Genomic DNA, 20759 nt, shown 5'->3' with positions numbered 1-20759 from the left:
CGGGGGCCGGGGCCGGAGTGGGCGCGGGTGCCAGCGGCAGTTCCGCCTGCTCGGGCGCTGCGGTGCCTTCGGCCGCTGGCGGCGCGGGTGGTGGCTCCTGGGCAACCGGCGGCACGGGCTTGTGCTCCAGCTCCGGGTTGAGGATTTTGCGCGCTTCCTGCTCCAACGAAAGGATGTGTTCGTTGTGCAGTTGCCGGCGGATTTCGTCCGCACCGATTTCGCGCTCGATTTCGGTCTTGATCGAATTGAAGCTGCGCTTGAGCCGGCCGATCCACAGCCCGGCGGTGCGGGCGGCGCCCGGTAGGCGCTCAGGGCCTAATACCACCAGGGCAACCAGGCCGACCAGCAGCAATTCGCTAAAGCTGATCCCGAACATGGGTCAATCCTTGCGTACTGGCTCTTCGACCTTGTGGTGCTGGCCATCGATGGTGTGCGGCGAGCTGGCTTGTGGGCTCACCCCCTCCTGGCGCTTCTCTTCGTTTTTTTCTTCGTCGCTCATGGCCTTGCGAAAGCCCTTGATGCTCTCGCCCACGTCCGTACCCAGGTTTTTCAGTTTTTTGGTGCCGAAAACCAGGACCACGACGATCAGGATGACGATCCAGTGTTTCCAGTCAAAGATACCCATGTGTAGCTCCTCGAATGTAATCGGTCAGGCTGCCGGCCCGCGCGCGGCTTTTTCATCATGGCCAGACAGGCCGAAACGCCGGTCCAGCTCGTCGAGCACCGCTTGGGGGTGCTGGCCCAATGCTGCGAGCATGACCAGGCTATGGAACCACAGATCAGCCGTCTCGTAGATGACATCGCTGCAGTCTCCGCTTTTTTCGGCGTCCTTGGCAGCGATAATGGTTTCGATCGATTCTTCACCGACCTTTTCCAGAATTTTGTTCAAACCCTTGTGATAAAGGCTGGCGACATACGAACTGTCGGCGGCGGCGGTTTTGCGCGCTTCCAGCACATCGGCCAAGCGGCTTAGGGTATCACTCATGGGTGGGCCCCGCGTGGTAGATGGCGGCCGGGTCTTTGAGCACGGGCTCTACCGTATGCCAAGCGGCGCCTTCGAGTACCCGATAGAAGCAGCTTGCGCGGCCGGTATGGCAGGCGACACCGCCCACCTGCTCGACGGCGAGCACGATCACGTCGGCATCGCAGTCCAGGCGCAGTTCGCGCAACTGTTGCACGTGGCCAGATTCTTCGCCCTTGCGCCACAACTTGCCGCGCGACCGCGACCAATAAATGGCCCGTTGTTCGGCTACGGTCAGCGCCAGTGCTTCGCGGTTCATCCAGGCCATCATCAGAATGCGCCCGGTTTTATGATCCTGGGCAATGGCCGGTACCAAGCCGTCGCTGTTCCAGTTGATCTCGTCCAGCCAGTCTTTCATCGTTCACTCCGAAACTACAGGCCCTAGTGTGCCAGCGCCAAGGGCCAGTGGCTATCCACGCACGACCAGATACAAGCCGGCCGCCAGCATGGCCCAGGCGGGCCACGCCTGCAGGCTGTCTATTGGCGTGCCACTACCGGCCATCACGCCGCCAACCGCCAGCAGAATGCCGCCCACCAAGCGCAATGCGAACTCCTTGCTGCTGCGCCGCCAGGGCGGGGGGGCGTCTTTGCGGTGGGGTTCAGACATCCGCTCTAGCAGGTCCCTGGCCATGCCGGCCAGGTAGGGTAACTGTTCAAATTGTGACTGTGCGTTTCGAAGTAAGCCCTTGGGGCTCATGCGCTCGCGCATCCAACGCTCCAGGTAAGGTTGCGCGGTGCTCCACAGGTCAAGGTCCGGGTACAGTTGGCGGCCCAGGCCTTCGATGTTCAGCAGGGTTTTTTGCAGCAGCACCAACTGTGGTTGCACCTCCATATTGAAGCGCCGGGCGGTCTGGAACAGGCGCATCAACACTTGGCCGAAGGAGATATCCTTCAGGGGTTTTTCGAATATCGGCTCGCACACGGTGCGAATCGCCGCTTCGAATTCATTAAGCTTGGTTTGCGCCGGCACCCAGCCTGAATCGATGTGTAACTGCGCCACCCGGCGGTAGTCCCGCTTGAAGAAGGCGAACAGGTTACGCGCCAGGTATTCCTGGTCTTGCGGGGTCAGGCTGCCGACGATGCCGCAATCGATGGCGATGTACTTCGGGGCCCAGGGCGTAACGGTGCTGACGAAAATGTTGCCTGGGTGCATGTCGGCATGGAAGAAGCTGTCGCGAAACACCTGGGTGAAGAAGATTTCGACGCCGCGTTCGGCGAGCAGCTTCATGTCGGTGCGCTGGTCGGCCAAGGTGGCGAGGTCCGTCACCGGGATGCCGTAGATGCGTTCCATCACCAGCACCTTGGGGCGGCACCAGTCCCAATAGATTTGCGGTACATACAACAGGGCCGAGCCTTCGAAGTTGCGCCGCAGCTGGCTGGCATTGGCTGCCTCGCGCAGCAGGTCGAGCTCGTCATAGATGGTTTTTTCGTAGTCGGCGACCACATCGATCGGGCGCAATAGCCGCGCATCGGCCGATAACCACTCTGCGGCGCGCGCAAGCTGGAACAGCCAGGCGAGGTCTTGGCTGATCACCGGCTTGAGGCCCGGGCGCACCACCTTGACCACCACTTCTTCGCCCGTTTTAAGGCGCGCGGCGTGTACCTGCGCCACCGATGCCGAGGCCAGTGGCTCGACGTCGAAACGGCTGAACACCTGGGTAATCTTCGCCCCCAACTGCACTTCGATCAGTTGCATCGATTGCTGGGGGTCGAACGGCGGTACGCGGTCTTGCAGCAGCATCAGCTCATCGGCGATGTCGCCGGGCAACAGGTCGCGGCGGGTGGACAGCAACTGGCCAAACTTGATGAAGATCGGCCCAAGGTCTTGCAGGGCCAAGCGCAAGCAGGCGCCGCGGCTGAGCTGGCGATTGCGCCGTGGTAACCAGCGCCAGGGCATGGCCAGGCGGAATATGCGCAGCCACCACGGCAGCGGCAGGGCCAGGATCAAGTCGTCGAGGCGGTAGCGGATACCTACCCGTAGAATACGGAACAAGCGGCGGGCGGCGAGCAGCTTCATGCGGTTTCGCTGGGATCAAGGGGTCGGGACAGGCGCGCCAGGCGGGCCTCTATTCGGTCGGTGGCAAGCTTCAGGTCGTCGATTTCACGCCAGCGCGCTTCGGCTTCACGCTTTCCGACCAGGGTGCGGGTTTCTTCGTTCAGGTAATCCGCCAGGCTTTCGCGCAGCCGCCCGGCCCCTTGCACGGCCCAGCGTGCGCGCACGCGCAGGTGGCCGGCGAGCAGCCCGGCGCCGAGCGGCCCGAACCAACGTGCCAATTCGTGCTCCCAGTCCAGTTCCAAGCTTTGCAGCACCGCCGCCAGGGCCATGAGTACGCCGCTGTCACCGTGCAGTTCCACATCCGGGGCGTGCAACACCGCGGTTTTGTCGCGGCGCATGGCCAACTCCAGCAAGCGGCCGGCTGGCGCGCGCAGCGTGCACACAGGCGGTGCTTCCCAGTGGCGGGCCAGCATCAGGCCGTCGCCACTGGGTAACAGGTACAGCCGGCGCGCCGGGCGCACACAGTCGATCTCGATCACGCTGCCGGCCAACGCCTGCAAACGCGGCAACGCGGTGGCGTCCAGGCGCAGCGCACGGTTTAGGCCCGCCTCGGCGGCGGCCAGCAGGGCACTCTCGAGCATCAGGGCTTGATACCCCGGTGCAGGGCGACGATGCCGGAGGTCATGTTGTGGTAGGTCACCCGGTCGAAGCCCGCGTCGGCCATCATCGCCTTGAGGGTTTCTTGGTCCGGGTGCATGCGGATCGACTCGGCCAGGTAGCGGTAGCTGGCCGAGTCGTTGGCCACCAGCTTGCCCATCAGCGGCATGAAGGCGAACGAATAGGCGTCGTACGCCTTGGCCATCAGCTTGCTGGTCGGTTTGGAGAACTCCAGCACCAGCAACCGCCCGCCGGGCTTGAGCACCCGCAACATCGAGCGCAGCGCGGCTTCTTTGTGGGTGACGTTGCGCAGGCCGAAGGCAATGGTCACGCAATCGAAATGGTTGTCTGGGAACGGCAGTTTTTCCGCGTCGGCCTGCACGAATTGCACGTTGCCGGCCACGCCCCGGTCGAGCAGGCGGTCGCGGCCCACCTTGAGCATCGATGCGTTGATGTCGGCCAACACCACCTCGCCAGTAGGGCCTACCAACTGGGAGAACTTGCGCGCAAGGTCGCCGGTGCCACCGGCGATGTCCAGTACCCGGTTGCCTGGGCGCACCCCCGACAGCTCGATGGTGAAGCGCTTCCACAACCGATGCATGCCACCGGAGAGCAGGTCGTTCATCACATCGTATTTGGCGGCAACGGAGTGGAACACCTCGGCGACCTTCTCCGCTTTCTGGCTTTCAGGTACGTTCTTGTAGCCAAAATGGGTGGTGGGTTCGGCATCGCTGCCTTTGCGCTGTTCAGTCATTTCGCTGTCACCGGGGAAAATTACTGGCCATTCTAATCCCTGCACACAAGCTTTGTCTTCGACGCACCGGAGCCAGCTAGAATAAATGCCCTATCACTTGACCGAGATTGTTGATGAGCCAGATCACCGTTGTACGCGAACACCAGTTGGGCTACGAGACCGCGCGTGAGCGCGCCGAAAAGCTGGTGGAGAAACTCGTCAGCAAATATGACATGCAAGCCGCGTGGGACGGCGACACGGTACAGCTTAAGCGCAGCGGCATGACCGGCCAGGTACAGGTGGCAGCGGATACCGTGCAGGTCGACCTGACGCTGGGTACGATGCTGTCGATGATGGGCGGCGTAATCGAAACCGAGATCGGCAAGGCGCTGGATAAATACCTGGCGTAGTGCCCATTGGCCTAGCGCCTCGTTGCAAGGGAACAGCCGCCGGGATGCCCGCCATCGGCTTGCGGCTCGCCCGGCGGCTGGTGCTGGTAGGTCAAAGCATCAAGCGCACCACCGATTCGGCGGGATCGCGCGCCTTCCCGGCCTTGCTCAGGTCGGCCAGGTACTCGGCCCACAGCGTTTCTTGGCGGGTGCACAGCTCGTAGAGGTATTCCCAGGTGAACAGCCCGCTGTCATGGCCGTCGTCGAAGGTCAGCTTGAGCGCATACTGGCCAGCCGGCTCGACCTTGAGCAAACCCACGTTGAGCTTGCCGTACTGCAAAACCGGCTTGCCGTGGCCCTGCACCTCAGCAGACGGCGAGTGCACCCGCAGGAACTCCGCCGGCAGCGTATAGCGTTGGTCGCCGTAGGTAAGGGTGAGGGTTTTGCTGGCGGTGTGAAGGTTGATCGCGGTGGGCAGTTTGGGCATGGCAATGGTCTCTCGGCGTCAAGCTTCGGCGCAAGCGAAAGCCCTTTGTCAGGGCTTTGCTTGCCAGCCGCCAAGTGCGGCTTTTAAAGGAGGCTCTTAAAGGATATAGCGCGAAAGGTCCTCGTTTTGCGCCAGTTCGCCCAGGTGCGAGTTAACGTATTCGGCATCGATGCGGATAGCCTGGCCGTTTTGCGTGCCGGCCAGGTCGCCCGCACTGAACGACACTTCTTCGAGCAAGCGCTCCAGCAGAGTGTGCAGGCGCCGCGCCCCGATGTTTTCGGTTTTTTCGTTCACCTGCCAGGCAATCTCGGCCAGGCGCTTGATGCCGTCAGGGACGAACTCGATGCCCAGGCCCTCGGTGGCCAGCAACTCGCGGTACTGTTCGGTGAGCGAGGCATGGGGTTCGCTAAGGATGCGCTCGAAGTCGCTGGGTGTCAGCGGCTTGAGCTCCACGCGGATGGGCAGGCGCCCTTGCAGCTCAGGCACCAGGTCGCTGGGCTTGCTCAGATGAAAGGCGCCCGAGGCGATGAACAGAATATGGTCGGTCTTGACCATGCCCAGCTTGGTGTTCACGGTGCAGCCTTCGATCAGCGGCAGCAGGTCACGCTGCACGCCTTCGCGTGAAACGTCGGCACCGCCGACATTGCCGCGCTTGGCCACTTTGTCGATCTCATCGATGAACACGATGCCATGTTGCTCGACCGCTTCGAGTGCCTTGGCCTTGAGCTCTTCTTCGTTGACCAGCCGCGCGGCTTCTTCGTCGCGGACCATCTTCAGCGCTTCCTTGACCTTGAGCTTGCGTGACTTACGCCGGCCCTTGCCCATGTTGGCGAAGAGGTTCTGCAACTGGTTGGTCATCTCTTCCATGCCTGGTGGCGCGGAGATGTCGACGCCGGCGGCTTCGGCCACTTCTATCTCGATTTCCTTATCGTCTAGTTGGCCTTCGCGCAGGCGCTTGCGAAACAGCTGGCGGGTGTTGGAATCGGCGCTGCTGGGGGCGTCATCGCCAAAGCTGCGAGCCTGCGGCAACAGGGCATCGAGAATACGGTCTTCGGCGGCGTCTTCGGCGCGGTGGCGCACTTTGACCACTTCCTGCTCGCGCAGCAGCTTCAGCGCCGCGTCGGCCAGGTCGCGGATGATCGATTCGACGTCGCGGCCTACATAGCCCACCTCGGTGAACTTGGTCGCTTCGACCTTCAAGAACGGTGCGTTGGCAAGCTTGGCTAAGCGCCGGGCGATTTCGGTCTTGCCCACACCGGTGGGGCCGATCATCAGGATGTTCTTGGGCGTGACTTCGGTGCGAAGCTCGGCCGGCAGTTGCATGCGCCGCCAGCGGTTGCGCAGGGCGATGGCCACGGCGCGCTTGGCGTCGTCCTGGCCAATGATATGGCGGTCGAGTTCGTGGACGATTTCGCGGGGGGTCATGGACATGGGGGGGTAACGGGCCTAATACGGATTACTCCGCCAGGTCCTGCTCCTCAATGGTCAAGTGGTGGTTGGTGAATACACAGATATCCGCAGCGATGTTCAGCGCAGCCTCTGCGATTTCCCGGGCGGACAAGTCTGTTTTATTCAGCAGCGCCCGGGCTGCTGCTTGGGCGTAGCCACCGCCGGAGCCCATGGCGATCAGGCCATCTTCGGGCTCGACCACGTCACCGTTGCCAGTGATGATCAGCGATGCATCCTTGTTAGCCACCGCCAGCATGGCTTCCAAGCGGCTCAACGAGCGGTCGGTACGCCAGTCCTTGGCCAGCTCCACGGCGGCACGGACCAAATGGCCCTGGTGTTTTTCCAACTGGGCTTCGAACCGTTCGAACAGCGTGAAAGCGTCGGCGGTAGCCCCGGCAAAGCCGGCGATAACCTGCCCATGGTACAGGCGGCGGACTTTCTTCGCGTTGCCTTTCATCACGGTGTTGCCCAGGGATACCTGGCCGTCACCGCCCATGACGACTTTGCCGTGGCGGCGGATGGATACGATGGTGGTCAAGGGGAAGGTCTCCACGCAGCGGGGCGAAAATGCCCAATGAAGACCGATATGGGGATGGCAGGGGGAAATTCAACAGGGCAATACACCATTGCCGGGGCGCGGCCGCGCTCCGGTCCCGTTACGTTTCCGATAAGGCTCCCGGTAAGGCTCCCGTCAGCGCGTTTGGCGCTGTTGTAATAAGAGGTTATTGAAGCCGCTGCCTGCCAGCATTTTTTGCGCCGCCGTGAGCTGTTCGCGGTTGCTGAACGGGCCCACCAGCACGCGGTACCAGGTGTCGTCTTTTACCGTGCCAGACTCGACCTGCACCGCCTGGCCGAGCAGGATGATCTGTGCGCGTACCCGGTCAGCATCCGCCTGGCGGCGGAACGAGCCGGCCTGTAAAAAATACTGGGTGGTCGCTGCCGGTTTGACGACTGCTGGTGCCGGCGGTGGCGTTTGGCCATTGAGTGCGGCCTGCGCGCGGGCGGTGTCGATCTTCGCCGCCACCTCTGGGGTAACGGGCTGGGCCGGCACCGGTGGTGTTTTTTCTGGAACGGCCTCGGGCGGCACGATCACTTCGGACTCCGGCAGCAATGTGTAGAAGTCGTATTTGGGTTTCGGCTGGGTGGGGCTCGGCGGCGTCTTGTTGGCCTCGGCGATTCGCTCGGCCTTTTGTTGCTCGGGCTTGGTGCGCTTGAGCTCGTCGCGGCTCGGGTCAAGTTTCATCAAGAACACGATGAACGCCCCAACCGTGAGACCGACCGCCAGCCATACCCACCCGGGTATCGGCTTTTTCGCGGCGGGTTGGTTGCGGCTGGCGCCTCGCTTGGGTGCAGGTTTTTTCGCAGCCAACTTACATGCGCTCCAGGGTTTCCAGGCCCAACAGCTCCAGGCCCTGTTTAAGGGTACGGCCGGTCAGCGCTGCCAAGCGCAGGCGGCTGGCTTGTTGCTCGGCGGTGGCCGCGGTGAGGATCGGGCAGTTTTCATAAAAGCCGGAAAACAACCCGGCGATGTCGTAGAGGTAGGCGCACAGCACATGGGGCGTACCTTTGTCGGCCACCGTATTGAGGGTTTCGCCAAACTGCGCCAAGCGCGCAGCCAGGGCCTGCTCTGGCTCGGCTTCGAGCACGATGCGCCCGCTGATTTCTTCGAAGCCCTTGCCGACCTTGCGGAACACTCCGGCCACGCGGGTGTAGGCATAGAGCAGGTAGGGGGCGGTATTGCCTTCGAAATTGAGCATTTGCTCGAAGTTGAACGAATAATCGCTGGTGCGGTGCTTGGACAAGTCGGCGTACTTGATCGCATCGATGCCCACCACCCTGCCGATTTCACGCAGGCTGGCCTCGTCGAACGTCGGGTTTTTTTCCTTCACCAGCGCGTAGGCGCGTTGTTCGGCTTCCTCGATCAGATCGATCAACTTCACCGTGCCGCCGTCGCGGGTTTTGAAGGGGCGCCCGTCGGCGCCGTTCATGGTGCCGAAGCCCATGTGCTCGGTGCGCATGCCGTTGCTGATGAAGCCGGCGCGGCGGGCCACTTCGAATACCTGCTGAAAGTGCAGGGCCTGGCGCTGGTCGACGAAGTACAGCACGCGGTCGGCCTTGAGCACGTTGCTGCGGTAACGCACCGCGGCAAGGTCGGTGGTGGCGTAGAGGTAACCACCGCCGGCTTTTTGCACGATCACCGGTAATGGGTTGCCCTCGGCGTTCTTGAACTCATCGAGGAACACACATTGGGCGCCTTCGCTTTCTACCAGCAAGCCCTGGGCGCGCAGGTCGGCGACCACGCTGGGCAGGTCGTCGTTATAGGCGCTTTCACCCATCACGTCGTTGGGCGTGAGCTTCACGTTCAAGCGTTCGTAGGTTTTTTGGCAATGCGACAGCGAAATGGTGTTGAAGCGCTTCCACAGCGCGAGGCAGTCCGGGTCGCCCGCTTGCAGCTTGACCACCAGCCCGCGCGCGCGCTCGGCGAAGGCTTCGGATTCATCGAAGCGTTTTTTGGCGGCGCGGTAGAAATTCTCGAGGTCGGCAAGCTCGTCGCTGTCTGTTTGGTTTTCTTCCATGTACGCCAGCAGCATGCCGAACTGGGTGCCCCAATCACCCACGTGGTTCTGGCGGATTACCGTGTCGCCCAAGTACTCCAGCACGTTAGCCACGGCATCGCCGATGATGGTCGAGCGCAAGTGGCCTACGTGCATCTCTTTGGCCAGGTTGGGCGCGGACATATCCACCACCACCCGCTGGCTGGGGCCGGCCTTGGCCACGCCGAGCCTGGCATCGCCCAGGGCGGCGTCCAGGCGCTGAGCCAGCGCGCCGGTGTTCTGGAAAAAATTCAGAAAACCGGGGCCGGCGATGTCGACCTTGCTCACCAGTGCATCGGCCGGCAGTGCGGCGATGACTTTTTCGGCGAGGTCCCGCGGCTTCAGGCCCGCGGGTTTGGCGAGCATCATCGCAATGTTGCTGGCGAAGTCGCCGTGGGCCTTATCGCGGGTGTTTTCGACCTGGATCACCGGCGCCAAGCCCTCGGGCAGCACACCTTCGGCCACCAGGCGGGCAAGGGCTTGTTGGATCAGCAGGCGAATGGTGTCTTTCATGGTGGTCTCGTTCGACCGCTTGGGGCGGCGGCGCTTTCGGGCAGGGTTAACAAACCGGGCATTATCCTGTTCCACGCCGGCCTTGCCAACCCTGGTGCCTCAGAACAGGTCCACCGGGTCGACATCCAGCGACCAGCGCACCGCACGCCCGCTCGGCAGTTGCTCCAATTGCAGCATCCAGGCTGCCAGCAGCCGGTGCAGGCTGGCGCGTGCCGGGGCCTGCACCAGCAGCTGCGCGCGGTAGCGCCCGGCGCGGCGCTCCATGGGTGCCGGTACCGGGCCAAGCATTTCGACGCCTTCGCCGCCGTGCTGCTGCAGCCATTGTTCAGCCAGGGCACAGGCCTGGTCGAGAAAACCCTCGGCCTGGCCAGGCTTGTGCGCTTCGGCGCGCAGCAGTGCCAGGTGGGTAAAGGGCGGCAGGCTGGCACTGCGGCGGTCGCTCAGGGCCTGGTCGGCAAAGGCGAAGTAGCCCTGCTCGGTAAGCTGCACCAGCAAGGGGTGGTCCGCCAGGTGGCTTTGGATGATCACCCGGCCAGGGTTTTCCGCACGCCCGGCACGCCCGGCCACTTGCACGATTAACTGCGCCATGCGCTCCGGCGCGCGAAAATCGGCCGAGAATAACCCGCCGTCGGCATCGAGGATCGCCACCAGCGTGACCCTGGGAAAGTGGTGCCCTTTGGCCAGCATTTGCGTGCCCACCAGGATGCACGGCTCGCCGCGGTTCACCGTGGCCAGGAGTGCTTCCATCGCCTGCTTGCGCGCCGTACTGTCACGGTCTACGCGCAGCACTGGGTATTGCGGGAACAGCACCTGCAGGCGCTCTTCGGCGCGCTCGGTACCGGCACCCACCGGGCGTAGGTCCACCGATCGGCATTTGGGGCAGGCCCGGGGCTTGATTTCGACGTGGCCACAGTGGTGGCAGCGCAGTTCGCCAGAGCGCTGGTGCACGGTGGTGCGGGCGTCGCAACGGGGGCATTCGCTGAGCCAGCCACATTCGTGGCACAGCAGGGTCGGGGCAAACCCGCGGCGGTTGAGAAACACCAGCACTTGGTGGCCTTGCTCCAGCGTTTGCCCGATGGCCTGTTGTAGCGGCGGGCTGATGCCGCTGTCCAGTGGCCGGCTTTTTACGTCCAAGCGCAAGTAGCGGGGCGGTTGGGCAAGGCCTGCGCGCTGCTGCAGGTGCAGCAGCCCGTAGCGGCCGTTGTAAGCGTTGTGCCAGCTTTCCAGGGACGGCGTGGCCGAGCCGAGCAGGATCGGCACGTTCTCTTGGCGTGCGCGCACAATGGCCAGGTCCCGGGCATGGTAGCGCAGCCCTTCTTGCTGCTTATAAGAGCTGTCGTGCTCTTCGTCGATGATGATCAGCCCGGGCCGCTTCATCGGCGTGAACAATGCCGAACGCGTGCCGATGATGATGTCGGCGTCGCCGTCGCGGGCGCTGAGCCACGCCTCGAGGCGCTCGCGGTCGTTCACCGCCGAGTGCAGCAACGCAATGCGGGCATTGAAGCGCTGGGCGAAGCGGGCGAAGGTCTGCGGGCCGAGGTTGATTTCAGGGATCAACACCAGGGCCTGTTTGCCGGCGCGCAGGGTGTCATGTATCAACTGCAGGTACACTTCGGTCTTGCCGCTGCCGGTCACGCCGGCCAACAAGAAACAGTGGTACCGCCCCAGGCCCGCATGTACTGCCTGGTACGCGGCCTGTTGTTCAGGGTTCAACGGCAATTGTGGCTGCGCAAGCCAATGCTCGTGGCGCTGCGGTGGCCGTTGGGTGCGGGTTTCGACGGCGGCCATGCCCTTGGCCAGCAGGCTTTCCAGCGTGTTCTTGGCCAATTGCAGCGGCGTGAGTTGTGAATGGGCAACACCATGCGGATGTTGCGCCAAGGTAGCAAGGGCTTCACGTTGGCGTGGCGCGTTTTTCAGCCGTGGGTCTTCCGGGCGGGCGTTGGGCGCCGCGATCCAGTAGCGCTCCTGGCGGGCCTGTGCCGGCTCGCCCTGGCGCAGCAGCACGGGCAGTGCCCAACTAAGGGTGTCGCCAAGGCTGTGCTGGTAGTACTGCGCAGTCCATAGGCACAGCGCGAGCAGGCTGGGCGGCAGTGGGCTTTCGTTGTCCAGGCGGCTGCTGGCTGGGCGCAGTTTACCTTCGGGCACGTCGCTGCTATCGCCGACTTCCACCAGCACGCCGATCATTTCCCGGCGGCCGAACGGCACCCGCAGGCGCATGCCAGGGGTGAAGTCGCCGGCCGCCATGCCAGGGGGCGCCAAGTAGTCGAACAAGCGTCGCAGCGGGGAAGGCAGGGCTACGCGCAGGATGATGGCAGGCAAATGAGCGCTCACGGGGGGTAAAGGGCCAAGCCTAACAGACCGCTGGTGTGGCCGCAGCTTGATTCCCCGCGCAGCTCTGGTAGTATTCGCAGCCCAAATACGTGCGGTGTCCGGCAATGGTGCCGGTTGGCGGCACGCAGCGCAGAGGTTACCCCATGAAGCCTGAAATCCACCCGAAGTACGAAGCCCTCACCGCTACTTGCAGCTGCGGTAACGTGATCGAAACCCGTTCCACCCTGGCTGGCCCGCTCAGCCTTGACGTGTGCAACGAGTGCCACCCGTTCTACACCGGTAAGCAGAAAACCCTCGACACCGGCGGCCGCGTTCAGCGTTTCACCGACCGTTTCGGCGTTTTCGGTGCCAAGAGCAAGTAAGGCATCAGCCCGGCCACGATGGCCGGCCTGGTTCGAAGGAAGGCGCCCTGTGGGGCGCCTTTTTTATTTCACGAGCATTGGGGAGTACACTCCGAGAATTAACCATGCCACCGTGTTCATGATGCCGCGATGTGTCTCCTTGTGGTATGCCAGGGCGTTCCAGGCCGGTGTCTGGGGACCTCGCAGCCAAGGCTGAGGTAACTCCCCTCCGGCGGGCGCTCATACCCTACGCCGGGCCGCCCACCACGGATTTCGCAGCCGAAAAAGGGGAAGCGGGATGACCCAACGATTCGAGAATAAAGTTGTACTGCTAACCGGTGCCGCGGCTGGTATCGGCGCGGCCATTGCCCATTACTTGCTTGAGTCGGGCGCGACGGTGGTTGCGGCCGATCTGCGCCTGGAGAACTTCGGCCAGATGCTGGCCGAAGTCCCCGAGCCTCTGCGGGCGCGCTTGCATACCTACGCCATGGATGTCAGCGACGAGCGTGCCGTCAGCGAGGTCATGGGCCAGATCGCCGAGACACAACCGAGCCTCGATGCCGTGGTGAACAATGCCGGTGGTAGTTTGATGGGCGGTGTTGCAGAAATCACCTTCGAGGCCTGGTCGCACTGCCTGGCTGTCGACCTCAATTCGGTGTTCATCGTGAGCAAGGCGGCACTGCCCCTGTTGCAAAGGAGCCGTGGCAGCATCGTCAACGTGGCGTCCATCTCCGGACTATTCGCCGACCACCGTATGGCTGCCTACAACGCGGCCAAGGGCGGCGTTATCAACCTGACCCGCAGCCTCGCCGTCGATTACGGCCCGGCCGGCGTGCGCGCCAATGTCGTTGCGCCGGGGCCGGTGCGCACGCCCGCTTTGGAGAAGCTGCTGGCGCGTGACGGCAGCCTGCTCAACGCATGGCAAGCAGGAACACCACTGGGGCGCATCGCTGAACCCGCCGATGTGGCCGCAGCTGTGGCGTTCTTGATCTCAGACGAGGCCCGCCAGATCAGTGGCGTCGTGCTACCGGTGGATGGCGGCTTCACCGCCAAAACCGGGCAACCGGACTTAGCCGCTGTTCTGTTGTGACGCTGCCTGCTTCGGGCGACGTGCAAGCGTATTCCTCAAGCCAGGCGGCCGATTGGCAGCTGTCGGCGTTGGGCGCGCGCGGGCGACCCTGTGCAGGTTACACCGGCCGCGTTGGCAGTAGCGGCGGGCAGCAACGGGGCCATACGTACAGTGTTTTTGGCGGCTGTGGGGTGAGAGCAAGTTAGTGGAAAGTCTAGGACTTGGCCACTTGACAACTGTGACCGGCCAGTCTTGTCGGGGTTTTCCTTTGTGCGTATCCTCGGCGATCCGAAAAGTTCAACAGCAAAAACGGAACGCCACCATGTCAGACCTGAAAACCGACGCTCTCGATTACCATGCCAAACCGCGCCCGGGAAAGCTGAGCGTAGAGCTCAGCAAACCTACCGCCACCGCCCGTGACCTGTCCCTGGCTTACAGCCCTGGTGTGGCCGCGCCGGTTCGTGAAATCGCTCGTGACTCGGAACTGGCCTACAGATATACCGGCAAAGGCAACCTGGTCGCGGTGATCAGCGATGGCTCCGCCATCCTCGGCCTGGGCAACCTTGGCCCGCTGGCTTCCAAGCCCGTGATGGAAGGTAAAGGCGTTCTGTTCAAGCGCTTCGCCGGCGTGGACGTGTTCGACATTGAAGTCGATGCCGAAAGCCCGCAGGCGTTCATCGACACGATCAAGCGCATCTCTATCACCTTCGGTGGCATCAACCTTGAAGACATCAAGGCCCCAGAGTGCTTCGAGATCGAGCGAGCGCTGATCGAACAGTGCGACATCCCGGTGTTCCACGATGACCAGCACGGCACCGCGATCGTAACTGCTGCCGGTATGCTCAATGCCCTGGAAATCGCCGGCAAAACCTTGGAAGCGGCGAAAATCGTATGCCTGGGTGCCGGGGCTGCGGCCATTTCCTGTATGAAACTGCTCATCAGCATGGGGGCCAAGGTCGAAAACATCTTCATGGTCGACCGCGTGGGTGTCATCCACACTGGCCGTAATGACCTGAGCCAGTACAAATCGGTATTCGCTCACGAAACCGACAGGCGTACCCTGGATGACGCCCTCGAAGGCGCCGATGTGTTCGTTGGCTTGTCGGGCCCTAACCTGCTCAGCGCCGAAGGCCTCAAGCGCATGGCGGCCAACCCGATCGTGTTCGCCTGTTCCAACCCCGATCCGGAAATCGCTCCGGAACTGGCCCATGCAACGCGCCCTGACGTGATCATGGCAACCGGCCGCTCGGACTACCCGAACCAAGTCAACAACGTGCTGGGCTTCCCCTTCATCTTCCGCGGTGCCCTGGACGTTCGCGCCAAGCGCATCAATGAAGAAATGAAAATTGCCGCGGCACAGGCCCTGCGCGAACTGGCTAAGCTGCCGGTGCCCAAAGAGGTGTGCGAGGCCTACAATGTGGACACCCTGGCATTCGGCCGCGATTACATTATCCCCAAGCCGCTGGACGCGCGCCTGATCACCCTGGTGTCCGACGCCGTGGCCAAGGCCGCCATCGACTCGGGCGTAGCCACCCTGGGCTACCCCAAGCACTACCCACTGAAAAGCGTGGATGACGTGTTCAACGGCTAAATGCGCCGCGGGCGAAAGGCTCGGCAGCGCCGCAAGCACTTTGAACGAAACGAAAACCCGGCCTTGGCCGGGTTTTCGTTGTGCGATCAGAACAGGTCTATCGGCGCGGCTTCGTCTGCCGGCAATGGGCTGCCTGGTGCTTGGCCATTGCCCAGTTCGTCGACCGAGGGCGGGGTGTCTTCACTCTTGAACAATTCGAAGTAGGCGTCCGGCGTGCTGGCCGTAGCGGCGCGGCCGCTGACCGGGTCTACCCGCAGGCTCACGATCCCCTCAGGCTCCGGCTGGGTGTTGAGCGGTTTACCCTTCAGCGCCGCGCCCATGTAGTCCATCCAGATCGGCAGCGCCACGGTGCCACCGAATTCACGGCGGCCGAGGGTGTCGGGCTGGTCGAAACCGGTCCATACCGTGGTCACGTAGTCGCCGTTGTAACCGGAGAACCAAGCGTCTTTGGAGTCGTTGGTGGTCCCGGTCTTGCCGGCCAGGTCTGCGCGGTTCAACGCCAGCGCGCGGCGCCCGGTACCTTTTTTGATCACATCTTCGAGCATGCTATTGAGGATGAACGTGGTCCGGCCATCGACCACCCGCTCGGCCAAGGCCGGAACGCTTGGCGCCGGTTGCAGGGCCCCGGCCAGGCCACTGCCGCTGCTGGCGGCGTCGAGCGTGGGGGGGACGGCCTGCTGGGCCTGCATGCGCGCTTGCTCTTGCTCGCTGGTCGGAACCCGAGGCGGGTTGGCGGTGAACAGGGTTTCGCCATTGCGGCTTTCGACTTTGGCAATGAGGTACGGCTGCACCTTGAACCCGCCGTTGGCGAAGGTGCTCCAGCCGGTGGCGATTTCCATCGGGGTGAGCGTGGCCGTGCCCAGGGCCAGCGACAGGTTGCGCGGAAGGTCTTGCTTATTGAAGCCAAAGCGGCTGATGTAGTCGATGGTGTGGTCTACACCAAGGCTTTGCAGCACGCGGATCGACACCAGGTTGCGCGATTTGTACAGCGCCTCACGCAGGCGGATCGGGCCAAGGAAGGTGTTGGTGTCGTTCTTCGGGCGCCAAATCTTGTCGAGGAAATCGTCGACGAACACGATGGGCGCGTCATTGACCAGGCTGGCCGGGGTATAGCCGCTGTCCAGGGCCGCGCAATAGATAAAGGGCTTGAAGCTCGAGCCGGGTTGGCGCTTGGCCTGGGTGGCGCGGTTATAGTTGCTTTGTTCGAAGGCGAACCCGCCCACCAGTGCCTTGATAGCGCCGTCATGGGGATCGAGGGATACCAGCGCGCCCTGGGCGGTGGGCACTTGGCTGAACGCCAAGGTGCCGTTCGCCTGGCGCTGCACGCGGACGAGATCGCCGACCTGGGCGACGTCTGCCGGCTGCGCTGGCAGCTTGCCCATGCTGTTGGCGTTGATATACGGGCGCGCCCACTTCATCGTGTCCCACGCCACCTGTTCATCCTGGCCTTCGCGGGTGACCACGGTGACGCCTTCTTTACCTACCTGGGTAACGATGGCCGGGTCCAGGCCGTTGAGGGTGCGCTGGCGTTGTAGCTCGGCGACCCAAGCCTCATGGGTTTTGCCCGGCAGGCGAGACTCTGGCCCGCGATAGCCATGGCGCTGGTCGTAGCTGGCGAGGCCGACCATTACCGCCTGGTTGGCGGCTTCCTGCAGGTCGCTGGGCACCGTGGTGGTGACCCGGAACCCTTCGGTATACGCCTCGCTGCCATAGCGCCCGACCATTTCGGCGCGGGCCATCTCGGCGATCCACGGGGCGTTCACCTCCGGCGTTGGCACGTGGTAACTGGCATTGATCGGCTCGCTTACCGCGGCCTGGTACGCGGCCTGGTCGATCTTGCCCAGGCGGTACATACGCCCCAGGATCCAGTCGCGCCGTTCCTTGGCGCGGGCCGGGTTGGCCAACGGGTTGAAACGTGAAGGCGCTTTCGGCAGGCCGGCGATCATGGCCATTTGCGCCAGTGACAGCTCCTTGATCGATTTGCCGTAGTACACCTGCGCCGCCGCTTCGATGCCGTAGGCGCGGTTGCCGAGGTAGATCTTATTGACGTACAGCTCGAGGATTTCATCTTTGGTTAACTGCCGTTCGATCTGCAGCGCCAGCAATATTTCGTTGCTCTTGCGGGAAAAGCTGCGCTCGCTGGTGAGGAAGTAGTTCTTGGCCACCTGCATGGTGATGGTGCTGCCGCCGGTCTGAATATGCCCGGTGGTGACCAACTGGCCCGCGGCGCGCACCAAACTGCTGGGGTCCACGCCAAAATGGCTGTTGAAATTGTCATCCTCGGCGGACAACAGGGCGGCGATGAATTGCGGCGGAATTTCTGCAAATTTAATGGGTGATCGGCGCATTTCGCCGAATTCAGCTATTAATTTTCCATCGCTGCTGTATACCCTGAGCGGGATTTGCAGTTGGACACTTTTTAGTGCCTCGACGGACGGCAAGCTAGGGCTAAGATACAGGTACGCGCCGCTCAGCCCGAGCAGTAACCCGCATACAACCGCGAGGATGGACCAGCAAACGAACTTGAGCAGGCGAATCAAGGCTTTTGAATTTCCAGTCTGAATAATGGGTTAGGCACGCAGGCTTCACGGGTGAAAAAAAGCGCTGGGCATTATAAGCAATTTGGTACGGAGCGTCATTTGCGCTTTTGTCAAGACTGCTATTAAATGCCTTGCAACATAAATGGTCCGTAAGCTGCGGATAATGCTAGGGAATCGGTAGTGCTAGGACTCTTCAGCAAAAAGGCGTACTCGCTTCTGGGAATCGACATCAGCTCCACGTCGGTGAAGCTGCTGGAGTTGAGCCGTTCCGGCGGCCGCTACAAGGTCGAGTCCTACGCCGTAGAGCCGTTACCCGCCAATGCCGTGGTCGAGAAAAACATCGCCGAACTCGAAGGGGTCGGCAATGCCCTGGCACGTGTACTGGCCAAGGCCAAGACGTCCACCCGGTCGGTGGCCGTCGCGGTCGCCGGCTCCGCGGTGATCACCAAAACCATCGAGATGGACGCCGGGCTTTCCGACGACGACATGGAGAGCCAGCTCAAGGTCGAAGCCGACCAATATATCCCTTATCCGCTGGAGGAGGTGGCCATCGACTTCGAGGTGCAGGGTGTTTCGGCGCGCAACCCGGAGCGGGTCGAGGTGTTGCTGGCTGCCTGCCGCAAGGAAAACGTCGAGGTGCGCGAGGCCGCCCTGGCCGTGGCAGGGCTCACGGCGCGGGTGGTAGATGTAGAAGCCTATGCGCTGGAGCGGGCCTATGGCATGGTCGCCACGCAGTTGGGGGCGTCTGCTCAAGGGCTGACCGTGGCGGTGATGGACATTGGCGCCACCATGACCACCTTGAGCGTGTTGCATAACGGCCGGATCATCTACACCCGCGAGCAACTGTTCGGTGGCCGCCAACTGACCGAAGAAATCCAGCGCCGTTATGGCTTGAGCGTGGAAGAAGCCGGGCTGGCGAAGAAACAAGGCGGCCTGCCCGACGACTACGTGGCCGAGGTGTTGCAGCCATTCAAGGATGCCGTGGTGCAGCAAGTGTCGCGCTCGCTGCAGTTCTTTTTTGCCGCCGGGCAATACAACGCCGTGGACTACATCATGCTGGCGGGGGGCACATCCTCGATTCCAGGGCTCGACCGGCGCGTGCAGCAGCATTTGGGTACCCCGACCGTGGTCGCCAACCCCTTTGCCGACATGGCCTTGAACAGCAAGGTCAACGCCGGCGCGTTGGCCAGTGACGCACCGGCATTGATGATCGCCTGTGGGCTGGCGCTGAGGAGCTTCGATTAATGGCGACCATCAACCTGTTGCCATGGCGCGAACAACGCCGTGAAGAGCGCAAGAAGCAGTTCTTGGTGTTGTTGGGATGCATGGTAGCGTTCTGCGCCGTGGTCATTTCCATCGCAGACCAGGTGATCAGCAGCGAAATCGCCAGCCAAACGGCTCGCAACGATTTCATTGCCCAGCAAAACGCCCAGCTCGACGTCCGCATCAAGGCCATCAGCGACCTGAAGGCGCGGCGTAAGCAACTGATCGCGCGGATGAAGATCATCCAAGACCTGCAAGGCAACCGGCCGATCATTGGGCGGGTGTTCGACCAACTGGTGCGCACCCTGCCAGACGGTGTCTATTTCACCGAGGTAAAAATGGTCGGGCAAGACATCTCCGTTTGGGGCGCTGCCCAAACCAATAACCGGGTGTCTGAGTTGATGCGCAACCTTGAAGCATCGCCCTGGTTTGCCGCCCCCAGCTTGGCCGAGGTCAAGGCAGGCTCCGGTGAGAGCGAGCAAAACAATGCCTTCCAGTTGACCGTGCGGCAAACCTTGCCGCAGGCCGATGCGGAGGCCGATGGTCAATGAACATCAACTTCAAGGGGTGGGTCGAGAGCCTGCGCCAGGTCGAACTGAGCGAACTGGACATCAACAACATCGGTTCGTGGCCCAGTGCGATCAAGGGTGTGGTGGCCGTGTTGCTGATGTTGGTGTTGCTGGGGTTGGGGTACTACTTCCATATCCAGGACCTCGAAGCAGACCTGCAAACGCGGGTGGCCCAGGAAGATACGCTGCGCCAGCAGTACCAGAGCAAGGCGTTCCAGGCCGCCAACCTGGAGGCCTACACGGCGCAGATGAAAGAAATGGAAACCACCTTCGGTGCTATGCTCCGGCAATTGCCCAGCGACACCGAAGTGCCAGGGTTGCTCGAAGACATTACCCGCACCGGCCTGGGTGCGGGGCTGGAATTCGAAGAGATCAAACTGCTGCCGGAAGTCGCCCAGCAGTTTTACGTAGAGCTGCCCATCCAGATGACGGTCACGGGCAGTTATCACGACCTGGCAACGTTCGTGAGCGGGGTGTCGAGCTTGCCGCGTATCGTGACCTTGCATGATTTCGACATCAAGCCGGCCACGGAGGGCTCGACCAGCCAGTTGCGCATGAGCGTGCTGGCCAAGACCTACCGTTACAACGATCAGGCAGACGCCACCGCTAATGCTACGCCGCCCAAACCTGCCACGCTGGCACAGAGAGGGCAACCATGAGCCGGCCGTGCAACGCGCTATGGGTAAGCCTGGCGGCCCTGCTGCTTAGCGGCTGCGGTGGCGATGACTTCGCCGATATCAAGGCCTACATGGCCGAGGTCAACGCCAAGCCCAAGGGGCATATCGAGCCGATTCCACGTTTCCAGGCATACGAGCCGTTCACTTACCAGGCCTCGAACCTGCGCAGCCCGTTCCAGCCGCCGATTCGGGTAGACGTAGCGAGCAAGCCTAAAGGGTCGCGGTTGATCAAGCCCGACCCGAACCGGGTAAAGCAGTTTCTCGAAGGCTTCAATATCGAGGAGTTCGAGATGGTGGGCACCTTGGCCAACCAAAGTGGCCGCTTCGCCCTGATCAAAGGCGCCGGCGGTGTGCACCGTATCAGGGTGGGTGATTATCTGGGGCAGAACGATGGCAAGGTCACAGCCATTACCGATACTGAAGTCGATGTGGTCGAGCTGGTTCCGGATGGGGAAGGTGGCTGGATCGAGCGCCCCCGCAGTATTCCCCTCAAAGAGCATTCGTAAGGGTGTGATCAAGCATGCATAGTGGAATTCGAT

Annotated in this window: 22 protein-coding genes; 8 read left to right on the top strand and 14 right to left on the bottom strand. The window is 62.4% G+C overall.

Annotation, left to right across the window (positions count from 1 at the left end):
* The 7 genes from tatB to ubiE all read right to left on the bottom strand — a co-directional run.
* Positions 1-376, bottom strand: a 376-nt coding sequence (gene tatB, locus HAQ05_RS19300; RefSeq protein WP_190423498.1) for a Sec-independent protein translocase protein TatB, incomplete at its 3' end; no start/stop codon positions are given.
* A gap of 3 nt (positions 377-379) precedes the next feature.
* Entirely contained in the window at positions 380-625 is a 246-nt protein-coding gene (locus tag HAQ05_RS19295) for a twin-arginine translocase TatA/TatE family subunit (protein WP_190423496.1), read from the bottom strand.
* 24 nt (positions 626-649) lie between these two features.
* Positions 650-985 carry a phosphoribosyl-ATP diphosphatase gene (locus tag HAQ05_RS19290; RefSeq protein WP_190423494.1) on the bottom strand — a complete coding sequence of 112 codons (336 nt, stop codon included), beginning with the start codon at positions 983-985 and terminating at the stop codon, positions 650-652.
* Entirely contained in the window at positions 978-1379 is a 402-nt protein-coding gene (gene hisI, locus HAQ05_RS19285) for a phosphoribosyl-AMP cyclohydrolase (protein ID WP_190423492.1), read from the bottom strand. Before hisI ends, HAQ05_RS19290 begins: the two co-directional genes overlap by 8 nt.
* A gap of 51 nt (positions 1380-1430) precedes the next feature.
* Positions 1431-3038, bottom strand: coding sequence for a ubiquinone biosynthesis regulatory protein kinase UbiB (gene ubiB / locus HAQ05_RS19280; protein WP_190423490.1), 1608 nt, complete (start codon positions 3036-3038; stop codon positions 1431-1433).
* A complete protein-coding gene (locus tag HAQ05_RS19275) occupies positions 3035-3658 on the bottom strand; it encodes a ubiquinone biosynthesis accessory factor UbiJ (RefSeq protein ID WP_190423488.1) in 624 nt (207 codons plus the stop codon). The genes ubiB and HAQ05_RS19275 overlap by 4 nt, the downstream gene beginning before the upstream one ends.
* On the bottom strand, positions 3658-4428 hold the full coding sequence (gene ubiE, locus HAQ05_RS19270; RefSeq protein ID WP_190423486.1) for a bifunctional demethylmenaquinone methyltransferase/2-methoxy-6-polyprenyl-1,4-benzoquinol methylase UbiE: 771 nt from the start codon (positions 4426-4428) through the stop codon (positions 3658-3660). The genes HAQ05_RS19275 and ubiE overlap by 1 nt, the downstream gene beginning before the upstream one ends.
* A 113-nt stretch (positions 4429-4541) precedes the next feature.
* Here ubiE and HAQ05_RS19265 point away from each other — a divergent pair, with 113 nt between their 5' ends.
* Entirely contained in the window at positions 4542-4817 is a 276-nt protein-coding gene (locus HAQ05_RS19265; RefSeq protein WP_190423484.1) for a polyhydroxyalkanoic acid system family protein, read from the top strand.
* Between the two features lie 91 nt (positions 4818-4908).
* On the opposite strand, the gene HAQ05_RS19260 is transcribed toward HAQ05_RS19265, so the two are convergent.
* The 6 genes from HAQ05_RS19260 to HAQ05_RS19235 all read right to left on the bottom strand — a co-directional run bounded on the left by HAQ05_RS19260 (position 4909) and on the right by HAQ05_RS19235 (position 12158).
* Positions 4909-5283: a gamma-butyrobetaine hydroxylase family protein gene (locus HAQ05_RS19260; RefSeq protein WP_190423482.1), complete on the bottom strand. Its 375-nt coding sequence runs from the start codon at positions 5281-5283 to the stop codon at positions 4909-4911.
* Between the two features lie 96 nt (positions 5284-5379).
* Complete coding sequence (gene hslU / locus HAQ05_RS19255) at positions 5380-6714, bottom strand: ATP-dependent protease ATPase subunit HslU (RefSeq protein ID WP_190423480.1); 1335 nt, start codon at positions 6712-6714, stop codon at positions 5380-5382.
* Positions 6715-6739: 25 nt separating this feature from the next.
* The gene (gene hslV, locus HAQ05_RS19250) at positions 6740-7270 is read right to left on the bottom strand and encodes an ATP-dependent protease subunit HslV (RefSeq protein WP_190423478.1); all 531 of its coding nucleotides are present in this window, start codon (positions 7268-7270) and stop codon (positions 6740-6742) included.
* Between the two features lie 153 nt (positions 7271-7423).
* Entirely contained in the window at positions 7424-8101 is a 678-nt protein-coding gene (locus tag HAQ05_RS19245) for an SPOR domain-containing protein (RefSeq protein WP_190423476.1), read from the bottom strand.
* A gap of 1 nt (position 8102) precedes the next feature.
* The gene (gene argS / locus HAQ05_RS19240; protein WP_190423474.1) at positions 8103-9839 is read right to left on the bottom strand and encodes an arginine--tRNA ligase; all 1737 of its coding nucleotides are present in this window, start codon (positions 9837-9839) and stop codon (positions 8103-8105) included.
* Positions 9840-9938: 99 nt separating this feature from the next.
* Entirely contained in the window at positions 9939-12158 is a 2220-nt protein-coding gene (locus HAQ05_RS19235) for a primosomal protein N' (protein ID WP_190423472.1), read from the bottom strand.
* Positions 12159-12313: 155 nt separating this feature from the next.
* On the opposite strand from HAQ05_RS19235, the gene rpmE reads away from it, so the two are divergent.
* The 3 genes from rpmE to HAQ05_RS19220 all read left to right on the top strand — a co-directional run bounded on the left by rpmE (position 12314) and on the right by HAQ05_RS19220 (position 15171).
* Entirely contained in the window at positions 12314-12532 is a 219-nt protein-coding gene (gene rpmE / locus HAQ05_RS19230; protein WP_190423469.1) for a 50S ribosomal protein L31, read from the top strand.
* 277 nt (positions 12533-12809) lie between these two features.
* A complete protein-coding gene (budC, locus tag HAQ05_RS19225) occupies positions 12810-13601 on the top strand; it encodes a meso-2,3-butanediol dehydrogenase (RefSeq protein WP_190423468.1) in 792 nt (263 codons plus the stop codon).
* 301 nt (positions 13602-13902) lie between these two features.
* Positions 13903-15171: a malic enzyme-like NAD(P)-binding protein gene (locus HAQ05_RS19220; protein WP_190423465.1), complete on the top strand. Its 1269-nt coding sequence runs from the start codon at positions 13903-13905 to the stop codon at positions 15169-15171.
* 86 nt (positions 15172-15257) lie between these two features.
* On the opposite strand, the gene HAQ05_RS19215 is transcribed toward HAQ05_RS19220, so the two are convergent.
* Positions 15258-17708 (bottom strand): penicillin-binding protein 1A, encoded by a 2451-nt coding sequence (locus HAQ05_RS19215; RefSeq protein WP_420825785.1) that lies wholly within the window; start codon positions 17706-17708, stop codon positions 15258-15260.
* A 183-nt stretch (positions 17709-17891) separates the two neighbouring features.
* On the opposite strand from HAQ05_RS19215, the gene HAQ05_RS19210 reads away from it, so the two are divergent.
* The 4 genes from HAQ05_RS19210 to HAQ05_RS19195 are packed head-to-tail and all read left to right on the top strand — an operon-like array spanning position 17892 to position 20726.
* Entirely contained in the window at positions 17892-18956 is a 1065-nt protein-coding gene (locus tag HAQ05_RS19210) for a type IV pilus assembly protein PilM (RefSeq protein WP_190423461.1), read from the top strand.
* Positions 18956-19525, top strand: coding sequence for a PilN domain-containing protein (locus tag HAQ05_RS19205; RefSeq protein WP_190423459.1), 570 nt, complete (start codon positions 18956-18958; stop codon positions 19523-19525). The genes HAQ05_RS19210 and HAQ05_RS19205 overlap by 1 nt, the downstream gene beginning before the upstream one ends.
* A gap of 2 nt (positions 19526-19527) precedes the next feature.
* Positions 19528-20202, top strand: a complete 675-nt coding sequence (gene pilO / locus HAQ05_RS19200) for a type 4a pilus biogenesis protein PilO (protein ID WP_420825784.1) — start codon at positions 19528-19530, stop codon at positions 20200-20202.
* The gene (locus HAQ05_RS19195; protein ID WP_190423456.1) at positions 20199-20726 is read left to right on the top strand and encodes a pilus assembly protein PilP; all 528 of its coding nucleotides are present in this window, start codon (positions 20199-20201) and stop codon (positions 20724-20726) included. Before pilO ends, HAQ05_RS19195 begins: the two co-directional genes overlap by 4 nt.
* The last annotated feature ends 33 nt before the right edge of the window (positions 20727-20759 follow it).

The sequence above is a fragment of the Pseudomonas typographi genome, assembly GCF_014694385.1.
Classification (GTDB): Bacteria; Pseudomonadota; Gammaproteobacteria; order Pseudomonadales; family Pseudomonadaceae; genus Aquipseudomonas; species Aquipseudomonas typographi.
Note: the sequence above shows the minus strand (reverse complement) of the source record. Positions and strands in the feature narration are given on the sequence as shown.

What these genes read in the sequence shown, in the direction of transcription:
- HAQ05_RS19290 (WP_190423494.1), bottom strand. Translation starts at nt 985, where the DNA reads ATGAGTGATACCCTAAGCCGCTTGGCCGATGTGCTGGAAGCGCGCAAA.
- HAQ05_RS19195 (WP_190423456.1), top strand. Translation starts at nt 20,199, where the DNA reads ATGAGCCGGCCGTGCAACGCGCTATGGGTAAGCCTGGCGGCCCTGCTG.
- ubiB (WP_190423490.1), bottom strand. Translation starts at nt 3,038, where the DNA reads ATGAAGCTGCTCGCCGCCCGCCGCTTGTTCCGTATTCTACGGGTAGGT.
- argS (WP_190423474.1), bottom strand. Translation starts at nt 9,839, where the DNA reads ATGAAAGACACCATTCGCCTGCTGATCCAACAAGCCCTTGCCCGCCTG.
- HAQ05_RS19265 (WP_190423484.1), top strand. Translation starts at nt 4,542, where the DNA reads ATGAGCCAGATCACCGTTGTACGCGAACACCAGTTGGGCTACGAGACC.
- hslU (WP_190423480.1), bottom strand. Translation starts at nt 6,714, where the DNA reads ATGTCCATGACCCCCCGCGAAATCGTCCACGAACTCGACCGCCATATC.
- HAQ05_RS19275 (WP_190423488.1), bottom strand. Translation starts at nt 3,658, where the DNA reads ATGCTCGAGAGTGCCCTGCTGGCCGCCGCCGAGGCGGGCCTAAACCGT.
- HAQ05_RS19220 (WP_190423465.1), top strand. Translation starts at nt 13,903, where the DNA reads ATGTCAGACCTGAAAACCGACGCTCTCGATTACCATGCCAAACCGCGC.
- rpmE (WP_190423469.1), top strand. Translation starts at nt 12,314, where the DNA reads ATGAAGCCTGAAATCCACCCGAAGTACGAAGCCCTCACCGCTACTTGC.
- HAQ05_RS19260 (WP_190423482.1), bottom strand. Translation starts at nt 5,283, where the DNA reads ATGCCCAAACTGCCCACCGCGATCAACCTTCACACCGCCAGCAAAACC.
- HAQ05_RS19295 (WP_190423496.1), bottom strand. Translation starts at nt 625, where the DNA reads ATGGGTATCTTTGACTGGAAACACTGGATCGTCATCCTGATCGTCGTG.
- budC (WP_190423468.1), top strand. Translation starts at nt 12,810, where the DNA reads ATGACCCAACGATTCGAGAATAAAGTTGTACTGCTAACCGGTGCCGCG.
- HAQ05_RS19205 (WP_190423459.1), top strand. Translation starts at nt 18,956, where the DNA reads ATGGCGACCATCAACCTGTTGCCATGGCGCGAACAACGCCGTGAAGAG.
- ubiE (WP_190423486.1), bottom strand. Translation starts at nt 4,428, where the DNA reads ATGACTGAACAGCGCAAAGGCAGCGATGCCGAACCCACCACCCATTTT.
- hisI (WP_190423492.1), bottom strand. Translation starts at nt 1,379, where the DNA reads ATGAAAGACTGGCTGGACGAGATCAACTGGAACAGCGACGGCTTGGTA.